This is a genomic window from Lacinutrix sp. MEBiC02404, from assembly GCF_053601575.1.
Genome location: NZ_JBSHNV010000220.1, coordinates 307,166 through 325,508, shown reverse-complemented (window position 1 = coordinate 325,508; position 18,343 = coordinate 307,166). Strand labels below are relative to the sequence as shown.

Here is an 18,343-nt window from a genome sequence, read left to right as displayed (position 1 = left end):
TTTAACCCGCAAATATAGTATTATTTCGGGAGATTTAATGTTTCTAAATTATCAACTAATTTTCTGTCGTTAGATAAACGCGGTAATTTGTTTTGTCCGCCAAGTTTCCCAATAGATTTCATATAATCCTGAAAACCACCTTTTTTAACTAAAGTAATCTTTAAAGGTTGCAATACTTTGCCTACTATTAAATCTAAATAATAACTATTCTGTTTCTGTAATGAAGCGTCCATTTTTTGCGCTAAAGCGGAAATACTTTCAGGTTCTTTTTCAAATTCTATAAACCATTCATGATATGGCAGTCCTTCTGTTGGATTAATTTGAGGTGCTACTGAAAACTCAGAAACCTCCCCATTACCATCTTCTAAAGCTTCTTGCAATGCTTGCTCTACTTCTTTACCAATAACATGTTCCCCAAAAGCAGAAATAAAATGTTTTATTCTACCAGAAACAATAACTCGGTATGGTTTTGTAGAAGTAAACTGCACCGTATCCCCAATATTATATGCCCAAAGTCCTGCATTTGTAGAAATGAGCATCACGTAATTTACATCCACCTCTACATCTTTAATAGTAAGTCGTTTTGGGTTTTCATTAAAAAATTCGTCTGCTTTTATAAACTCATAAAAAATCCCCGATTTTAATTGCAGCAACATTCCTTTTTCGTTCTGTTTGTCTTGGTATGCAAAAAAGCCTTCACTTGCAGGATAGAGTTCTATGCTATCTACTTTTCGTCCTATTAAACTCTCGAATTTTGCTCTATAAGGCTCATAGTTTACACCTCCAAAAATAAACAAATTGAAGTTTTTAAAAATATCACCAACCTTTTTCCCTGTTTTTTCCTGAAGCCTTTCAAAATACATTTGTACCCAAGATGGTATTCCAGAAATGATGGTCATATTTTCTGGCAGGGTTTCTTCTACAATAGCATTTACTTTTGTTTCCCAATCTTCAATACAATTGGTTTCTAGAGAAGGCATTCTATTTTTTTGAAGGTATTTTGGTACGTAATGTGCTACAATACCCGAAAGCCTTCCTAATTGTATGCCGTTTTGTGTTTCTAGAATTGGAGAGCCTTGAAGGAAAATCATTTTACCATCCACAAACTTCGCATTTCCAGTTTCATGAATATACAGTAAAATAGCGTTTCTAGCGGCTTCTACATGCGTTGGCATGCTTTCTTTGGTAATCGGAATGTATTTAGCGCCAGAGGTTGTACCGGATGTTTTTGCAAAGTAAACAGGTTTCCCTTTCCAGAGTATATCTTCTTCTCCTGCAACCACTCTTTCTACATACGGTTTTAAGTCTTCGTAATCTCTAACCGGAACGCGCTTAATAAAGTCTTCATGATTATTAATGCTTATAAAATCATGGTCTTTACCAAATTGTGTAGTCGCAGCATCGCTAATTAATTTTTGAAATACTTTGTGCTGTGTTTCCACAGGGTTATTCGCCCATTTTTGAACAGATTTATATACTCGTTTTGCAAATGGTTTTGCTAAAGCAGCTTTTAATGAGAACATTATTTATGGTGTTTTTTAAACCAGTTGGAAATTAATTCGTTTCGTTCTTCTTCAAAATTGGATACACTATGATTTCCGCCTTCAAAAATTTTAAACTGAAAATCTTTTTTATTAGAACTTGCAAAAGAGTCTCTTAATATTTGCGCCTCTTCTACTTCCACCTTAGAATCCTCGCTTCCATGAAGAATTAGCGTTGGTTCATTTAATTTATTGTGCCAAAAAACAGCCGATCTTTCTTCATATTCCTTTCTTTTAGTTAAAGAATCTCCAATTAATGGTTGCATCACTTTGGTATACATTCTTGGTCTAAATTTAGATAAGCGAAAAAGGTTTGTTGGCGATCCAACAATTGCTATACTATTTATAGCATCCGATAATTTAGAAACTTGATAGGTATTCATTCCGCCTCTAGATATACCAAATACGTGCATATTTTTTGCATCTACAAATTCTAAATCTTGCGCTATATCCATTAGATTTAAAATATCGTTTACATCTTTCCCTCCAAATTCATCTACGCCTTCACTATACATATTACCTCGTAGCTGGGAGGCCAAAACAACAAAACCTTTCGTTGCTAAACGGTTCATTATTTGAAGTTGATAATCACTAATCGCACCAAAACTTTGATTTCCTCCGCGGCAATAAATTATCGCTGGTAATTTTGTTGTTGGTTTATATTGTGTTGGTCTTGCAATAAATCCTTCAATATTTAAACCATCCGATTTATAATTAATTTTATAGGTATCTACGCCATCAGAATGAAACATTTCTGTTTCGTTTAAAAGTATTTGAGAAACTATTTGCGCATGAAATGTAGTTTCCTGATTTTCTTTACAAGAAAAACAGATTATCATAAAAACGAACAAGATTATACCGCAAATTTTTCTCATTCAAAGTCTATAAAATTGGTTGGGTTAATAGGGTATCCATCACTCCAAAGTTCAAAGTGTAAATGCGGTCCAGTTGTAAATTCTCCTGAATTTCCAGACATGGCAATCACTTCACCCGTTTTTACTAAATCCCCTTGCTCTTTGTTTAAAGACGCGTTGTGTTTATATACAGAAATTAATCCGTGGCTATGCTCTACAATAATTACGTGCCCTGTTTTGGTTGTCCAATCTGCAAAAATAACAATACCATCTGCAGTTGTTTTAATAGGCGTATTTTTAGCAACTGCAACATCTACAGCATAGTGTTTTTCTTTGGCATTATAGCTTTCTGTAATGGTTCCGTTTACTGGAGGAAACAATACAAAACTAGCATTAGAGGTTGCCGACTCAAAAAGATTATACTTATCTTCTTTATCCACTTTTTCGCGTAATAAAGAATCTTCTTTATTTGGTGCAAGATCTATTTCGCTTACATCTAATTTAGCAGCTTCCACAATAGAGTCTCTATTAAAGTTTTCACTACTTAATTCCCCATGTAATACTTTTTTTATCGAAGAAAAATAACGTTCATTTATGGTTATTACTTTTTCTAAAGAATCCGTTTTATGGTTTAATATAGTAGCTTTCTTTTTTAAAGCTGTAGAAGAGTAACCTGGAATATATTCTTTTAACGGCGTAAACGCTATAAAAAATGTTGTAGCCGTAATTAATAGGATGGAGGATATGGCAAGCAAGACAAATACGTTAAGCCTGGTAAGCTTAAAGGATAAGCGCTCTTCAAAAGTATCTTCATTAAGTATAACTAGTCTATACTTATGTAGTAACTTTTTTGCTATTTTTTTTTCTTTGTTATTTTTTCTTTTCATGCTTAAAACAAAAGTATATAAAATTATAAAGTCTTACTTTAATATTATACTAAAGTTGTGGTTTAAACGATAATATTAAACTTTAATTATTAACTTTGCTCTAAATTTAAAGATTATGATTTTAAATATGATACCTCTTTTTATAGGTTGGCCTCAAGTAGTATTAATTGCTGTAGTTGTTTTACTAATTTTTGGTGGTAAAAAAATACCAGAACTTATGCGTGGTCTTGGTAGTGGGATTAAAGAATTTAAAGACGCTACTAAAGAAGAGGAAGAAGAAAACAAAAAAGAATAATTACCTTCTTTTTTATACAAAACAAAAAAAACCAACGTATTGCGTTGGTTTTTTTTTGTTTTATATTTTTAAATATGTCTATTCCAATTTTATAGATTTAATAATAGCTTCTAACTCAAACATATAATCTCGTTTTGAAACAGAAGGAGCAAAAGCAAAACCTTCTATAACCACATAGCGATCGTTTACTTTATCTTCTATCATATAATTTACAAAAGGTCCAGACATAAATGCATTTTCCATATCCCAAATACCTTTTGTTTCTATAGTTGGCTTGTTATCTATAATGGTTTCCGAAAGAAAAGGTGCGTACGCATCCTCGGTAACCATATATGCATCTTCTGTTGCTCCAGGAATATAAATTTTGTTAACAGAATCTCTAATTTTAATAATCTGATTTATTAAACTATCGTTTTTCTTAATAGCATTAGATGGAAGTGCATATAACATTAGGTTGGTTGTACCTGTATTAATATCTTTTCTAATCCAAAATACGTTGTTCTCTTCTTTTGCTATTCGATATGCAGTAGGAAAATTTATAGTAAATCCTAGTTTTTCTTTAATGCTATTGTTTTTATTTAAAGATAAATTTATTCTTCGTTGCTTTTCTTTTAGCTCTTCGTTTTTAAAAGCCGCTACTATTTTAACTGCATTATCTTTAATTTGCTTGATAATCTCTGCATTCGTTTTACCTGTGATTAAAACCAGTTTTTGTGGTCTTGCATACACATCACTTGCAATTTTCACTGCAGCTTCTGCCGTTCCTTTTTCGATTTTTAAAACCGTTCTATTTTTGGTTACAAAGCCAGAAAATACTTGTGGTGGTATTTGTGCCATTGTAAAAAAGGGCTCGTCTTGTGGCAAACCATAAATTGGTGCAGCAAGCGCGCCTCTAATCGACTCTCCTACTTCACTATCCCAAAGTTCGTTGTCTACAACTACAGAAATATTATTAAGTGTCCCTGAAGATGCTGAAACGATTCTTTTGTTAGAAGATTTACTATCCTCACAAGATGTAAACAGTAGTATTACCATTGCAATACAAAGAAAATTACGCATAATTGTTAGTTTTTATAGAAGTATTAGCTTTTAGAAACTACAAGCTTCATTCCTGGTTTTAAATTGTTACCACTAATATCGTTCCAATCTCTAATATTTTGAATAGAAGTTCCTGGGAATTTTTGAGAAATACTCCAAAGGGAGTCTCCACTTTTAACCATATATGTTTTGGCATTGGCTGGAACCGCAGTTTTTACTTGTTTTTTGGGTGTGTTTTTTGTTGTTGCAGCGGTGTTTCTTGGATAAATAGTTAAGCGCTGTCCTATTTTAAGATTATTGCTTCGTAAACCATTCCATTGTTTTAATTGACTAACGCGAACACCAAATTTTCTTGCAATTTTTCCGAGGTAATCCCCATTTTGCACTTTATATCTGGTTTTACTTTCCGAATTAAAGAATTGGGGTAATTGTTTTTCACGTTTATCCAATTCCGCTTTAGCCAAAGCATAGAATGCTTCTTCGTTATTTACAAACTTCCCTACTACATCTCTTGGCAATCTTAACGTATAATTCTCGTCTTTTACCACAGGAATAATATCCAATTTATACGAAGGGTTTAAAAACTGAAGCGTTTCGATCTGCACTCCCGTTGCTTCGCTAACTTGATCTAAGGTAATCATATGTTTTACTTGAACAGTATCTGTTTCTATATATTGAAACTCTGGTTTCACAGGTTTAAAACCGTGTTCTTCCGCAAATTCAAAAATATACATGGTTGCCAAAAAAGCGGGTACATAACCTGCTGTTTCCCGTGGAAGATTATGACGAATATTCCAATAATTCTCATAGCCACCAGAACGTCTTATGGCTTTACTTACATTTCCTGGACCAGAATTATATGCTGCTAGAGCAAGATCCCAATCGCCAAAAATTTCATAAAGCCTCGCTAAATATTTTGATGCGGCTTCTGTAGATTTTATTGGGTCACTACGTTCATCTACATAAGAGCTTACATTTAAGCCGTATTGCTTTCCTGTTGCAAACATAAATTGCCACAAACCTGTAGCGCCAACTCTAGATCGTGCTCTTGGTTTTAAAGCAGATTCTACAATGGCTAGATATTTCATTTCTAACGGAATGTTATAATTGTCTAATTCACGCTCAAACATTGGAAAATAATAATGGCCTAATCCCATTAATTTCTCAAAGGACCTTCTTCTATGTTTTAAAAAAGATTTAATGACACTTTCTAACGAAGGATTATATTCTACATTAAAAGGGGTTCTTGCATTTAATTCTGCAAGTCTAGATTTTAATAATTCAGTAGATAATTCGGGATAATAAACATCTTTATAATCTAAGTCACCAACAGCTTTGTAAATAGTATCAAACAAAGAATTACTATATAATTCTTCTAACCATTTTTCGTCAATTTTTGCTGCGTAGTCATTATCTAAAAGTGCACTATCCAGATCTAGTTCTTCAATAATCTTTATTTCCTTTTTATAGTAAGCTTGACCATCCACTATAGTATCTATAATGTAATTTTCACCAGCTTCTAATTGCTGCTCTGTAAGGCGTAAATTCTCTGTTGTCACTTGTAAAGAATCTTGTGCTTGAAGCATAGCAAGACCTAAAAAATAAACAAAGAAAAAGAGTTTTTGTAATTGCATGATTGTATAATTAGCGTCTTCTTTTAACGTATAAGATACTAAATTCGTGTTTTATTAAAATAAAAAAGTTTGTGCGGCTTTGTACTATTCTAAAATAGCAGCAATTCCTGGAAGCGTTTTACCTTCTAAGCTTTCTAACATAGCTCCTCCACCAGTACTTACATAACTAACTTTATTTTCAAAGCCAAATTGTTTTACTGCTGCAACAGAATCGCCACCTCCAACTAATGAAAATGCTCCTTTTTTTGTTGCTTCTGCAATAGAGTTTCCTAAAGCAATGGTTCCGCTTGCAAAGTTTTCCATTTCAAAAACACCTAAAGGACCATTCCAAAGAATCGTTTTACATTGTAATACGACATCATTAAAAATTTGTTTCGATTTTGGTCCGCAATCTAAACCTTGCCAACCGTCAGGAATTTTATTTATATCGCAAACTTGTGTTTCTGCATCGTTACTAAAAGCATTAGCAGCTAAAACATCTACAGGAATATGAATTTGAACTCCTTTTTCTTTTGCTTGTTTTAAAATTTCTAAAGCTAGTGGCATTTTATCATCTTCACAAATAGAATCTCCTACTTTCCCGCCTTGCGCTTTAACAAAGGTGAAACTCATTCCTCCTCCAATTATTAGGTGATCTACTTTATCTAGAATATTTTCAATTATTGTAATTTTTGAAGATACTTTAGCTCCTCCTAAAATAGCAAGAACCGGTTTTTCTCCTGTTTCCATTACTTTTTTAATGCTTTCTATTTCTTGCGCTAATAAATAACCAAAACATTTTCTTTCTGGAAAAAATTGAGCAACAACAGTTGTAGAAGCATGTGCACGATGTGCTGTACCAAAAGCATCATTTACATAAATGTCTCCTAATTTGGAAAGTCCTTCAGCGAAGTCTTTGTCTCCTGCTGTTTCTTCTTCATGAAAACGTAAATTTTCTAATAATAAAATTTCGCCTGGTTTTAAGTTTTTTGCTGCTTCTTCAGCTTCCTTACCAACACAATCGGAAACAAACTTTGTTTCTACTCCAATGATTTCTTCAATTTTATTTGCAATGTGACGTAAAGAAAATTCGTCTTGAACTCCTTTTGGTCTTCCTAAATGCGACATTAAAATACAGCTTCCTCCATCTTCTAAAACTTTAATAATGGTTGGCTTTGCAGAACGTATTCTGGTAGCATCTGTTACTTGAAAGTTTTCATTTAATGGTACATTAAAATCTACTCTTATTAATGCTTTTTTGTTTTTAAAGTTAAAGTCGTTTAGTGTTTTCATTTTTGTGGTATATAAAAATTGCGCATATTATTTTGAACGCTAAAGGTCTTCAAAATAAATAATATGCGCAATATTATTATTGTTGTACGAATTTATCGTGTTTTACTCTTCGTCTTCTATATTACCAACCACAGGCTTTGCTTCTTTTAAAACATCTCTTGTAACCAATAAATCGTTGTTCTCTAGGTTATTTTCAATATAACAGCTTTCGCTAATATCTGTTTTAAAAGCGGTGAAAAACATATAAAATCGATCTGCTTTGGTATAGATTTTAAAATCTAATTCCTTTTGATTGTTAGCCAATAAAGCATTATTGGCGTTAGGAATATCGAATGTTACAAGATCGAACCCTAAGGTATTTTCGCTTTTAGGAAGTCTTTCTGCTACATATTCTTCGTTTTTTGTGATCTTACTATTAAAGAAATTAGATGCCGGTCTTAACTTAGAACTCATAGTAATAAACCGGTTATCTTTATTACTAAAAATAGCACATTTATCTGTTTTTAGTTTTGCATCTCCTTCAATTGCTGCCATGGTAATACTAGCGTCAATTTCACCAAACGCTGTGGTCTTAAAATTATTAAATTGAATATCTAATGGCTTTTTATTTACCAGCGACAAACCGTGATATGTACCAATGTATTTAAGTGTAGCGTTTTCTTGTTCATAAACAACATATAATACCCAACCAGCAGAACTCCCGCCCGTTATAACGCCCTCGGTCGCTCTTATATTTGCAACGGTAAAGTATCCATTTGTATTACTACTTTGCAAGATTGAAGTTACATCTGCATAACAAACATAAGGTGAATTTGAGGCAAAGAATTTTTTATCGTGACCATCAAAAAGGACTTCTCCTTTTATGTTTTTATATTCTTGATTTGGCGTTTTAAATTTTATGTAATTAAATGTAGTGTCTCTTTCTCCTTTTCCTTTCACTATCATTTTGTTATTTACTACTTTGTATTGCCCTTTTTTAAAACCATACGTTGCACTCCAATATAAAGCAGCAAACTTTATCTTATTAACATTTTGTGGTAATTCCAATGCTGCCGCACTAGAACTAAAGGTATCCTTTTCATTGTCAATATCTACATATTTCATTTCGACTTTGTCATTCATCAAGCCTATTTGATTATAGTTTTGATTACCATGTTCGCTTAAAATATTATTACCAATAGCAACAGCATCGCCTTGAATATAAAATTCTTTTTGCGTGCTTAACGGACGTTCTTGAATGGGTTCTAATGTTTCTAGATTTTGTGCACTTGTAGAAAACACAATAAGTACAGCAAAGCTATATTTAAGTAGATTTTTCATTTTAGGTAGGGATTTGGGATTGTCAAGATACGTAATTAATACACTTTATCTATATTATTAGTATTTAATCGTGATTTAACAGGCTTTTATAGTACTTATGAAGTATAAATACTTCCTGATTTCTTTAAAATTGAAGTTTGGTTTTGTATTTCCTTTTAAGGATAAAAACTATATTTGCGCTATGCTTTTTAGTGATATTTTAGGACAAGAACATATAAAAAACCATTTAACACAAAGTGTTGATAATGGTAGAATTGCACATGCACAATTATTTGTAGGCCCAGAAGGTTCTGGTACGCTACCAATGGCTATTGCGTATGCACAATACGTTTTATGTGGCAATACAAACAAAGAGAACAACAGTGGAAACCCTGCTTGCAACCTTAAATTTAATAACCTTTCACATCCGGATCTCCATTTTGCTTTTCCTGTTACTACCAGTGATAAAGTAAAAAGCAAACCTGTTTCTAGTTATTATTTAGAAGAATGGAGACAACTACTAAAAGAGCAACCGTATGGCAATCTGTTTGATTGGTATAAATTACTTGGTGTAGATAACAAACAAGGACAAATTGGTGTTGATGAAGCGCTACAGGTTGTAAAATCTCTTGCCTTAAAATCTTATGAAGGTGGTTATAAAATAATGATCATTTGGATGGCAGAAAAAATGAACACTGCCGCTTCGAACAAGCTTTTAAAACTAATTGAAGAACCACCAAACAAAACTATTTTTCTTCTAATTGCGGAAGACGAAGAGCAAATAATTAATACGATTAAATCCCGTTGTCAAATTTTACATTTTCCTCCTTTGGCAGAAAATGATGTAAAAGAAGGCTTAGTAAAACAATATAATTTAGACGATTCTGTAGCGACAAAAATTGCACATCAGGCCAACGGAAACTACAACAAAGCTTGTGATTTAGTATATCAAGATAGTGAAGATATACAGTTTGAAACGTGGTTTATCTTTTGGATCAGAAGCGCCTTTAAAGCAAAGGGAAATAAGGCAGCCATTCATGATTTAATTTCTTGGAGTGAAGACATTGCTAAAACAGGAAGAGAAACTCAAAAACAATTTCTTCAATTTTGTATTGACTTTTTCAGACAAGCATTATTATTGAATTATAACGCAAATGAACTAGTATATTTTGAACCTAAAACCGAAAAATTCAAACTAGAAAACTTTGCTCCCTTTATTCATGGTAACAATATTTTGGAAATATCGAATGAGTTACAAGATGCTATTTACCACATAGAACGTAACGGAAATTCTAAAATAATCCTAACCGATTTATCTATAAAACTAACCAGATTACTGCATAAAAAAAGCCAAGCATAAGCTTGACTTTTAAAACAATAATACATTTTATATTACTTAGTGTACGAAGCATTTAACGCTTCAGCAACTGTTTTTGTAATATCATTAGCTTCGGTTCCGTACATCACGCTACCAGCTTCATTCTTTCCTAAGATATATGTGTAACCGTTGTTCTTTCCATAATCTGCTACAAAGTCTCTTACCTTAACAAGAGCAGAATCAATTTCCACTTGAAATTCTTGTTGCATTGCTTGTTGCTGCATTTGCACTTGTCTTTGTAAACCTTGTTGCTTTTGCATTAACTCTTGGTATTTTTCTTGCTGCTTGCTTTGAGACATTTTTGCTGCTGCAAGTTCAAAAGCTTTTGCTTCTATTTGAAAACCGTTAGCTAAACTATCAGTGTTCTTTTTAAAAGCTTCATCTTTAATTTTAAATTTTGCTTCAATGTCTTTTTTCCCTTGATATTCATTTATTAATTCTCCATTATCTATAAAAGCAATTTTTTGTTGCTCACAAGAAGTAAAAACGAAAACGGTTACAAGTGCTAAAATTATTTTTTTCATGGTTTGTGATTTTTATTTTTTAATCTGCGCAAATGTAAAAAAAGGAAAGGAAATTACTTGTATAAAATATACTTATACTTAAAACACAATCTATAAGTGAAATTTATTAAAAACCACCTCGTATAACGCCTTTTAAGGCGTTTTAAAAAAAACAAGATGTATTCTGTTGTTTTTGGTCCTAAAAACCGATTTACAATAGTTAAAACAAGAATTAGCTGTTTTTTAGCACATAAATTAACGAAGAGTACTCTCCAGAACGTTTTCCTTTTTGATTAGAAAGAAATCCGAACCAAAAAGCTTTAAAAGGATTCATAAATCCAGATTTATATTTTTCAGAAAGTAGACTCACATAATACGCATCAAATTGCATAGGAAGTGTTTTTACAATCTTCATATTTTCTTTAGCAAAAAGTTTTGCAATAGATTCTTGATTAAAATGCCAAAGGTGTCTTGGCACATCTAAAGCTGCCCAAAAGTGTTTATAATGTTTTGCATCATAACTTTTATAGTTGGGTACCGCAATAATTAAAGTTCCGTTTTCCTTTAATAAACTTTTAAAAACAGCAACTTGATCTTCTAAATTTGGCAAATGTTCTAATACATGCCATAAAGTAATCACATCAAAACTATGTTTGTTAAAAGCTGATAACTGTTTGGTGCTATAAACCGCATTACCAGTTTTACTATTTGAGATAGCTCTTGCTTCTTGGTTTGGTTCTATTCCAGAAACATTCCAATTGCTATTTTTAGCTACCTGCAAAAAATCTCCGGTACCACAACCAACATCCAAAAGGTTTTTTTCTTCCGAATTTTTAAAGTCCGCATTACTAATGGAAAAAGAATTAATAAGTTTTAATTTTCGTTTTAAAGAAATACCTCGAACGATATGATATACTTTTTCAAGTATATTTCTTTTAGAATCTGTGTGCGAAATATAGTCTTCGGTTTTATAATATTCAGAAAGTTTTTCTTCTTTAGGCTGCGGCATTGTTTCTAAAAAACCATAGGTTTTATTTTCTACCAATTCAAATGCTTCACCAGAAACAGAATGATCTTTCACTTTTAGAGGTATGTAATTTTCTTTCATTTGGAATAAATTCTGAAAACAGATTCAGACGGAGAAATAAATATATTTTAGTTTCGTTCTTTTAATTGTAAAATGTTCTAATACGCTTTAAAACGCATTCGGATATCGTCTAAATATTTTGCAACAATATATCTGTAAAACGAATTTGTACTCAAAGCATCTTCTCCATTTTCGTCATTCGCAACGATATAAATGAATTGCTTCTTTTTACCTTTCTTCACCAATTCTGGATCTTCCTTTTCAAAAATATAATCCGTGAAATCTAAATATTGATTAGATTCTTCTTTACTTAAAACACGAATTACAAATGGTACATCTTCAATTTCTACAATAAAATTAGTAGAAGAAAAACCAGGAGTATCTCCAAAACGTTCTTCTAAATATTTATCAAACGCACGCTTTCCTTTATAGATTTGAAAACTAAAAACATTTTGATTTTTAAAATCTGCACCTCCTTTTTTAGTCCCTTCTATAATATGATATCCATTAATATCTGGAACCGATTTCACAGGAATACAAGAGCCTAATAAAACAAGAAATAGAACAAATAACAAGTGTGGTTTCATAGTATAATTCTCAATGGTTTTACTTCCAAATACAATCTAAAAAAACAACATGTTCCACGTGGAACACAAAAATAAATATTAGTTTATATACAAAAATCACCTTCCCATATACACCAACAATACCGAAATATCACTTGGTGAAACACCACTAATTCTAGAGGCTTGGGAAATGGTTACTGGTTGAATTTTATTTAATTTTTCACGTGCTTCTAAACTCATCGATTGCAATTTAGAATAATCAAAACCTTCTGGTATTTTAATATTCTCTAACCTATTTAACTTATCTGCATTTAGTTTTTCTTTAGCGATATAACCAGCATACTTTACTTGAATTTCTGCTTGCTGAATTACTTCATTATCTAAATCATGCGCTTGAATATAACCTTCTACAACCTCCAGTTTTCGCATATCTTCAATCGAAATATTAGGTCTTGCAAACAACTTATGCATCTTCCCTTGCTGTTTAATTGGCGCAGAATCTTTCGCTTCTAGAACAGGATTTGCTTCCTTAGTAGTAATACTAGTATCTTTAAAAAACTGAACAAACTTATCAGAAGCACTAAACTTTTCTTCCATTCTAATCAAACGTTTTTCACTCGCTAAACCTAAGGAATGCCCTTTTGGTGTTAAACGAATATCTGCATTATCCTGGCGTAATAACGTTCTATATTCTGCACGAGAAGTAAACATTCGATACGGCTCTTCTGTTCCTTTGGTTATCAAGTCATCTATCAATACTCCAATATACGCTTCATCTCTTTGTAACATAAAAGGATCCTTTTCCGCCACCTTTAAACTCGCATTTATTCCTGCCATCAAACCTTGAGAAGCCGCTTCTTCATATCCAGTTGTTCCGTTAATTTGACCAGCGAAATATAAACCAGAAACCAACTTAGTTTCTAAAGTATGCTTTAATTGTGTTGGTGGAAAATAGTCATATTCGATAGCATAACCAGGTCTAAAAAACTTCACGTTTTCAAAACCAACCACAGAACGCAATGCTTTAAATTGAACATCTTCTGGAAGCGAAGTGGAGAATCCATTAATATAATATTCAACGGTATTCCATCCTTCCGGTTCTACAAAAAGTTGGTGTCTATCTTTATCTGCAAATCGATTTATTTTATCTTCAATCGACGGACAATATCTTGGTCCGAGACTTTTAATTCTACCATTAAACATTGGTGAACGATCAAATCCTTCACGAAGTAAATCATGCACTTCCAAACTCGTATACGTCATGTGACAAGAACGTTGTTTTGTCAACGGTTTGGTACTATCTAAATACGAGAATTTTTCAGGAACGGCATCCCCAGGTTGTTCTTCCATTTTAGAAAAATCTAAAGAACGACCATCTACTCTTGGTGGTGTTCCTGTTTTCATTCTACCAGATTCAAACCCTAAAGTTATAAGTTGTTCCGTAATTCCTGTAGCAGCTCTTTCCCCAGCTCTTCCTCCTCCAAAATTCTTATCTCCAATATGGATTAATCCGTTCAAAAAAGTTCCATTAGTTAACACTACAGACTTCCCTCTTACTTCTACGCCAAGTGAAGTTTTTACACCAACCACTTTATGATTTTCTACAATTAAACTAGAAACCATTTCTTGATAAAAATCTAAGTTCTTGGTTTGCTCTAAAAGTAATCTCCAGTCTTCCGCAAAACGCATTCTATCGCTTTGCACTCTCGGACTCCACATAGCAGGTCCTTTCGATTTATTAAGCATTTTAAACTGAATAGCAGAAGTATCACTAACAATACCACTATACCCACCAAGCGCATCTATTTCGCGCACAATTTGTCCTTTAGCAATTCCTCCCATTGCAGGATTACAAGACATTTGCGCAATGTTTTGTAGGTTCATGGTAATAAGCAATGTTTTGCTTCCCATGTTTGCTGCTGCCGCTGCTGCTTCACTTCCTGCGTGACCAGCACCTACAACTATAACATCATATACTTCGTTAAACATGTAATTATAACTTTAAAATGTTTTTGTTTGTTTCTTTAAAATAAAGAGATTGTTCCACGTGGAACACTTTGCTCCTAACTATAAATAGGTGCTAAAAAATTACATGGCTACTAATTGCTTCAAGTAAAAATTCTCTTTGCTTCGCATCAACTTAGCTTCCTCTTCGCTCTTATCCTTATATCCGCAGTAATGCAAAATACCGTGAACAAGTACACGCTGCACTTCTTCTGAGAATTCTACTTTAAAATCTTTCGCATTATCTTCTACCCTTTCTATAGATATGAAAATATCACCCTGTAAGGTTTTTCCCATCGAATAATCGAAGCTAATAATATCTGTCAAAGTATCATGCTTTAAAAATTCTACATTTAATTTATGCAGATATGCATCGTCACAAAAGACATAATTAATCTCATCCTCTGTACAACCTTCCGAAACAATTACACTAGATATCCATTTAGCTAATTGTTCTTCGTTGTTTAATTTAAAATCGTTCTCGTAATTAAAACTAATCATTGTTTTGTTTAAAGTACTCTTGCACTTTCTTTTTATAAATTGGTTGCAAAGGTAAGCTTTGTCTGTTTAATATTTCTGTAGTGTTAAAATATTGTTTTGCAGTAGGAATTTGATTATTGGTTTTATTATCAAATTGTCTTTGGTTAGCTTCCGATTCTCTTTTTTCTTCCTGACCTTGTTGAAAAGTTGCTTGTTCTAATTTAAGCAATTGATGTTTTAAATTCATCATTTTTTCCATCGTCTGATTGGTAAAACCCTTATTCAAAAGATCCATTTCAATCTGCTCCATTTGTTTTACCAAATTACTTCCTACACCACTCTTTCCCTCTTTAGCCAATCGATCTTGCAACGCCTGACGAATTTGTTGTTGTTGCTGATAAATTCTATATAACTCTCCGTTCAACTCTTCATTACTACCTTCTCCTTCCCCTTGCTTATCACCTCCTTCTCCACCTTCTCCTTCTTTACCTTCTCCTTTTTCTTTGCCCTTTTCACCTTCTTTCCCTTTCTCTCCTTCTCCAGATTTACCCTTTTCACCTTCCTTCATTTTACCTTGCATTTCTTTAGCAAGTTGTTCTTGACTTTTAATAATATCTGGAAGTCCACCTTCACCTCCTTTTCCTTCTCCTGGTTTTGGTTTTCCTTTTCCTCCTTCTCCTTCACCACTCATTTGCATTTGCATATTATCTAATGCATTGCTTAAAAAATCTGCTAAATTATTAGCCGATGTTATCGTGTACTGCTGACTAGAAACACCTTTACCTATCTGGTTTTCAGAGAATACGGTTAAAGATTTGTCGATGTTATAAAAGACCTCACCGATTTCTTTATTCACTTTTTCTGAAATTTTTGGTTGCCGAAGCGATAACGCAAACAAACTATCATCGATATGTGAAAAATGTTCTCTTAAATCATGTTGTTTACGCAAATACGAAGCATATTTATTATGGTTGATCTCTATACTTTCAAACTGATTCATTAGCGATTCTTGGTCGAAAGAAAACAATAATAGGTTATCCAGAATTTGACGAAGCATTTCCACATCTTCTGCCATTTGTTCTCCGCTTGAAGAAGCCATACTCGCCTGCATTTCTTCACTCATTTTTTTCATTTTTTGAGCTGCTTGCTTTTGTTTTTGTTTGGCTTGTTTCTGGCTATCTTGTTTTTGTTGTTCTTCTTGACTTTCTTCTTTTTCCTCTAATTTATCGGAAGCTTCTTGTTGATCATCCTTAACATTTTCTTCTTCATTTTTATCTCTATCAATATCCTCTGGTTGTTTTAATTCTTTATTTTCTTTTTCCAGAGCATCCATTTCTTTTTGAAAGTCTTCAAACTCTTTATTAATTTCGTCTTGCTTTTCTTTCGTATTATTTTCTGGTGTTTCCTCCGATAGCTTTTCTTGCTTCTCAGCTAACTTTGCTAATTCTTGTTGTAACTCTTCTAGCTTTTTACCGATATAGTATTTTTTAGTAAGTTCTAATAATTGTTCTAAACTGCGCTTTTGATTTTTGTTTTGTTTGGCAAGCTTTTCTAATTTATCACTTAACTCTTCTTTATCTAATTTGTCGATTTTTTCTTGCAATTTCTGTAACTCGTCTAGCAGTTTCTCATCTTTTTTAAGCTGCTGTTCATTTTCTTTTAAACGCTCCTTTAAATCCTCTTTAAATGGGTCATCTTCCTTTTCTTGCTGAAATTCCTCTAAATTATCCTTCAACTTTTTATTAAAACTCTTCATCATCTCTTCTTGCTCCTTTTGACGTTTCAAGAAGTTATCTAATTTGCGTTTATCGTTAAAATTTAATTCTGTCTTTTCTTTTTGGGTTTTAGAAAGTTCTTGTAATTCTTTTTCACGTTCTTCAAATTTCTTTATCGATTTATCTAAATCTTGAATGGTTTCCTTTTGTTCTTGTAACTGCTTCTGCTCTTCTTCGTCCTTGGTTAATTTTCTGTAGGAGAAAACTTCACTTTTAGTTCGTTTATAATTATGAATCGCATCATTATCAAAAACCTGAAAATATAATTCATAACTTATACCTTCCGTAATTTCTAAATCATTTGGAAAAGCACTGATAAAATCGGCTACGTTAGACTTAGAAATTGGAATATTTACCGTTGTCTTTTCCCTCTCTTTTTCCGAAGGATAATATACCAATTGCAATTTATTCAATCCGTAATCATCGCTTACTTGTCCGTAGAAATAAAGACTTTGCTGATCTAAACTATCTACTTGCATTTGGATATTTAGTTCTGGATATTCGTCTTTTATCACATCGATGCTAAAGGCCAAATTTTCGTAGTCTTTTAGATTCGCATTACTCGTGGTGAGATTGTATTTTAAATGATCATAAATACGTTTAGAAGCCTCAAAAACACCTAAGGCATTAGAATTAAAATCTAAGGTATCTTTTGCATATAAACGGACTTGCTCTGTTGCTTTGGTATTTAATTTCCAAGTAACATTAGTTCCTTGTGGAACTACAGCGTTTCCTGTGCTCTTAAGCGTTTCATCTCGTTTTTTAGTATGACTCGGATAGTGTAAAACCATATCAAAACTCAATAAAGTTGGTGCCTCAATGACCTCTAAAGTATAGGCTTTTGACGTTACGGTATTTGCCGAAAGTTGAAACGTAATATTCTCCTTTGGTTTTGGTAAAACATACTCAAAATTACCAATAGCTTTTTGTTGTAAAAAATAGGTTTCGTTATTATAGGTGATTTGTACATTTTCTGGTTGCACTTCTCCAGCCGTTTTTACAAAAAGTGTAAAATCCTTATTTTCTGTTGCTTGTAGATTTTCATTAACCACAAAAAACTGAAAAGGCGCTGGTGGTTCATATGCTGTTTTGTAATCTACAACTCTTTTATAGCTATCGCTAAACCAATCTAAATGTCCCGAAATGGATGCCAAAAGCAATATCAAAAGAGGAATTGCCGCGTACTTTAAATACTTGGTGTTCTTTTTAAAATTAACCGCAAGCTTAAATGGTATTGGTTGCAGTGTTGCTGATTTTTGCTCGATACTTGCAAGAAGTAATTCCGATGAAGATTCAGATTGCTTTAGCTGTAAAACATTAAGAAGTTTATCACTAACTTCTGGAAAATGTGTACCAATAATTTTGGAAGCATCTAAATAATCTATTCCTTTTTGAAGCTTTAATAGCTTAGCTAACGGAATAGCTATAAATTTAGCAAACAACAACAACTCCACAACTACAAAGAGCCAAAACAAAACGGTTCTTCCTGTAGAACTTAACCATAAAAAATGCTCTATAAGTAAGGTGACTAAAAAGTATAATAACCCAATACTAAAAAATAGAATTGTGCCTTTAATTAGCTCATTAGTGTAATATTTTCTAATAAACGATTCAAGTTTTGCTTGTATGTTTTTAAAGTTGCTCAATATATTAATATAGATTTCCGCCTTTGCCAGAAGCCATTTTTATACATTTATCTTTGTAAAAGCAAAGATAGTCTAGCTTAATCT

15 protein-coding genes are annotated in these 18,343 nt (G+C 32.6%); 2 read left to right on the top strand and 13 right to left on the bottom strand.

Annotated elements, in window-relative coordinates; all coding sequences use genetic code 11:
• Nucleotides 1–20 precede the first annotated feature (20 nt).
• Genes ACVCXO_RS15885 through ACVCXO_RS15875 form a run of 3 tightly spaced genes read right to left on the bottom strand, consistent with a single transcriptional unit; the run spans nucleotide 21 to nucleotide 3,282 of the window.
• Entirely contained in the window at nucleotides 21–1,523 is a 1,503-nt protein-coding gene (locus ACVCXO_RS15885) for a GH3 auxin-responsive promoter family protein (RefSeq protein ID WP_452230573.1), read from the bottom strand.
• Nucleotides 1,523–2,380 carry an alpha/beta hydrolase family protein gene (locus ACVCXO_RS15880; protein ID WP_452230572.1) on the bottom strand — a complete coding sequence of 286 codons (858 nt, stop codon included), beginning with the start codon at nucleotides 2,378–2,380 and terminating at the stop codon, nucleotides 1,523–1,525. Before ACVCXO_RS15880 ends, ACVCXO_RS15885 begins: the two co-directional genes overlap by 1 nt.
• 32 nt (nucleotides 2,381–2,412) lie before the next feature.
• On the bottom strand, nucleotides 2,413–3,282 hold the full coding sequence (locus ACVCXO_RS15875) for a M23 family metallopeptidase (RefSeq protein ID WP_452230571.1): 870 nt from the start codon (nucleotides 3,280–3,282) through the stop codon (nucleotides 2,413–2,415).
• Between the two features lie 115 nt (nucleotides 3,283–3,397).
• On the opposite strand from ACVCXO_RS15875, the gene tatA reads away from it, so the two are divergent.
• Nucleotides 3,398–3,577, top strand: coding sequence for a twin-arginine translocase TatA/TatE family subunit (tatA, locus tag ACVCXO_RS15870; RefSeq protein ID WP_452230570.1), 180 nt, complete (start codon nucleotides 3,398–3,400; stop codon nucleotides 3,575–3,577).
• A gap of 78 nt (nucleotides 3,578–3,655) precedes the next feature.
• Here the strand turns inward: tatA and ACVCXO_RS15865 are convergent, their stop codons facing one another.
• The 4 genes from ACVCXO_RS15865 to ACVCXO_RS15850 all read right to left on the bottom strand — a co-directional run bounded on the left by ACVCXO_RS15865 (nucleotide 3,656) and on the right by ACVCXO_RS15850 (nucleotide 8,841).
• On the bottom strand, nucleotides 3,656–4,636 hold the full coding sequence (locus ACVCXO_RS15865; RefSeq protein WP_452230569.1) for a DUF4837 family protein: 981 nt from the start codon (nucleotides 4,634–4,636) through the stop codon (nucleotides 3,656–3,658).
• A gap of 23 nt (nucleotides 4,637–4,659) precedes the next feature.
• Complete coding sequence (locus ACVCXO_RS15860) at nucleotides 4,660–6,249, bottom strand: LysM peptidoglycan-binding domain-containing protein (protein ID WP_452230568.1); 1,590 nt, start codon at nucleotides 6,247–6,249, stop codon at nucleotides 4,660–4,662.
• Between the two features lie 84 nt (nucleotides 6,250–6,333).
• The gene (locus ACVCXO_RS15855; RefSeq protein WP_452230567.1) at nucleotides 6,334–7,521 is read right to left on the bottom strand and encodes a phosphoglycerate kinase; all 1,188 of its coding nucleotides are present in this window, start codon (nucleotides 7,519–7,521) and stop codon (nucleotides 6,334–6,336) included.
• A 102-nt stretch (nucleotides 7,522–7,623) separates the two neighbouring features.
• On the bottom strand, nucleotides 7,624–8,841 hold the full coding sequence (locus ACVCXO_RS15850; protein ID WP_452230566.1) for a hypothetical protein: 1,218 nt from the start codon (nucleotides 8,839–8,841) through the stop codon (nucleotides 7,624–7,626).
• A gap of 181 nt (nucleotides 8,842–9,022) precedes the next feature.
• On the opposite strand from ACVCXO_RS15850, the gene ACVCXO_RS15845 reads away from it, so the two are divergent.
• A complete protein-coding gene (locus ACVCXO_RS15845) occupies nucleotides 9,023–10,180 on the top strand; it encodes a DNA polymerase III subunit (RefSeq protein ID WP_452231164.1) in 1,158 nt (385 codons plus the stop codon).
• A 32-nt stretch (nucleotides 10,181–10,212) separates the two neighbouring features.
• Here the strand turns inward: ACVCXO_RS15845 and ACVCXO_RS15840 are convergent, their stop codons facing one another.
• The 6 genes from ACVCXO_RS15840 to ACVCXO_RS15815 form a co-directional block, all read right to left on the bottom strand.
• A complete protein-coding gene (locus ACVCXO_RS15840) occupies nucleotides 10,213–10,722 on the bottom strand; it encodes an OmpH family outer membrane protein (protein ID WP_452230565.1) in 510 nt (169 codons plus the stop codon).
• A gap of 211 nt (nucleotides 10,723–10,933) precedes the next feature.
• Nucleotides 10,934–11,809 carry a class I SAM-dependent methyltransferase gene (locus tag ACVCXO_RS15835; RefSeq protein WP_452230564.1) on the bottom strand — a complete coding sequence of 292 codons (876 nt, stop codon included), beginning with the start codon at nucleotides 11,807–11,809 and terminating at the stop codon, nucleotides 10,934–10,936.
• A gap of 77 nt (nucleotides 11,810–11,886) precedes the next feature.
• Complete coding sequence (locus tag ACVCXO_RS15830) at nucleotides 11,887–12,375, bottom strand: hypothetical protein (RefSeq protein WP_452230563.1); 489 nt, start codon at nucleotides 12,373–12,375, stop codon at nucleotides 11,887–11,889.
• Nucleotides 12,376–12,471: 96 nt separating this feature from the next.
• Nucleotides 12,472–14,343 carry a tRNA uridine-5-carboxymethylaminomethyl(34) synthesis enzyme MnmG gene (mnmG, locus tag ACVCXO_RS15825; RefSeq protein WP_452230562.1) on the bottom strand — a complete coding sequence of 624 codons (1,872 nt, stop codon included), beginning with the start codon at nucleotides 14,341–14,343 and terminating at the stop codon, nucleotides 12,472–12,474.
• A gap of 99 nt (nucleotides 14,344–14,442) precedes the next feature.
• Nucleotides 14,443–14,859, bottom strand: a complete 417-nt coding sequence (gene ybeY / locus ACVCXO_RS15820) for an rRNA maturation RNase YbeY (RefSeq protein ID WP_452230561.1) — start codon at nucleotides 14,857–14,859, stop codon at nucleotides 14,443–14,445.
• Nucleotides 14,852–18,259, bottom strand: a complete 3,408-nt coding sequence (locus ACVCXO_RS15815; protein ID WP_452230560.1) for a hypothetical protein — start codon at nucleotides 18,257–18,259, stop codon at nucleotides 14,852–14,854. Before ACVCXO_RS15815 ends, ybeY begins: the two co-directional genes overlap by 8 nt.
• Between the last annotated feature and the right edge of the window lie 84 nt (nucleotides 18,260–18,343).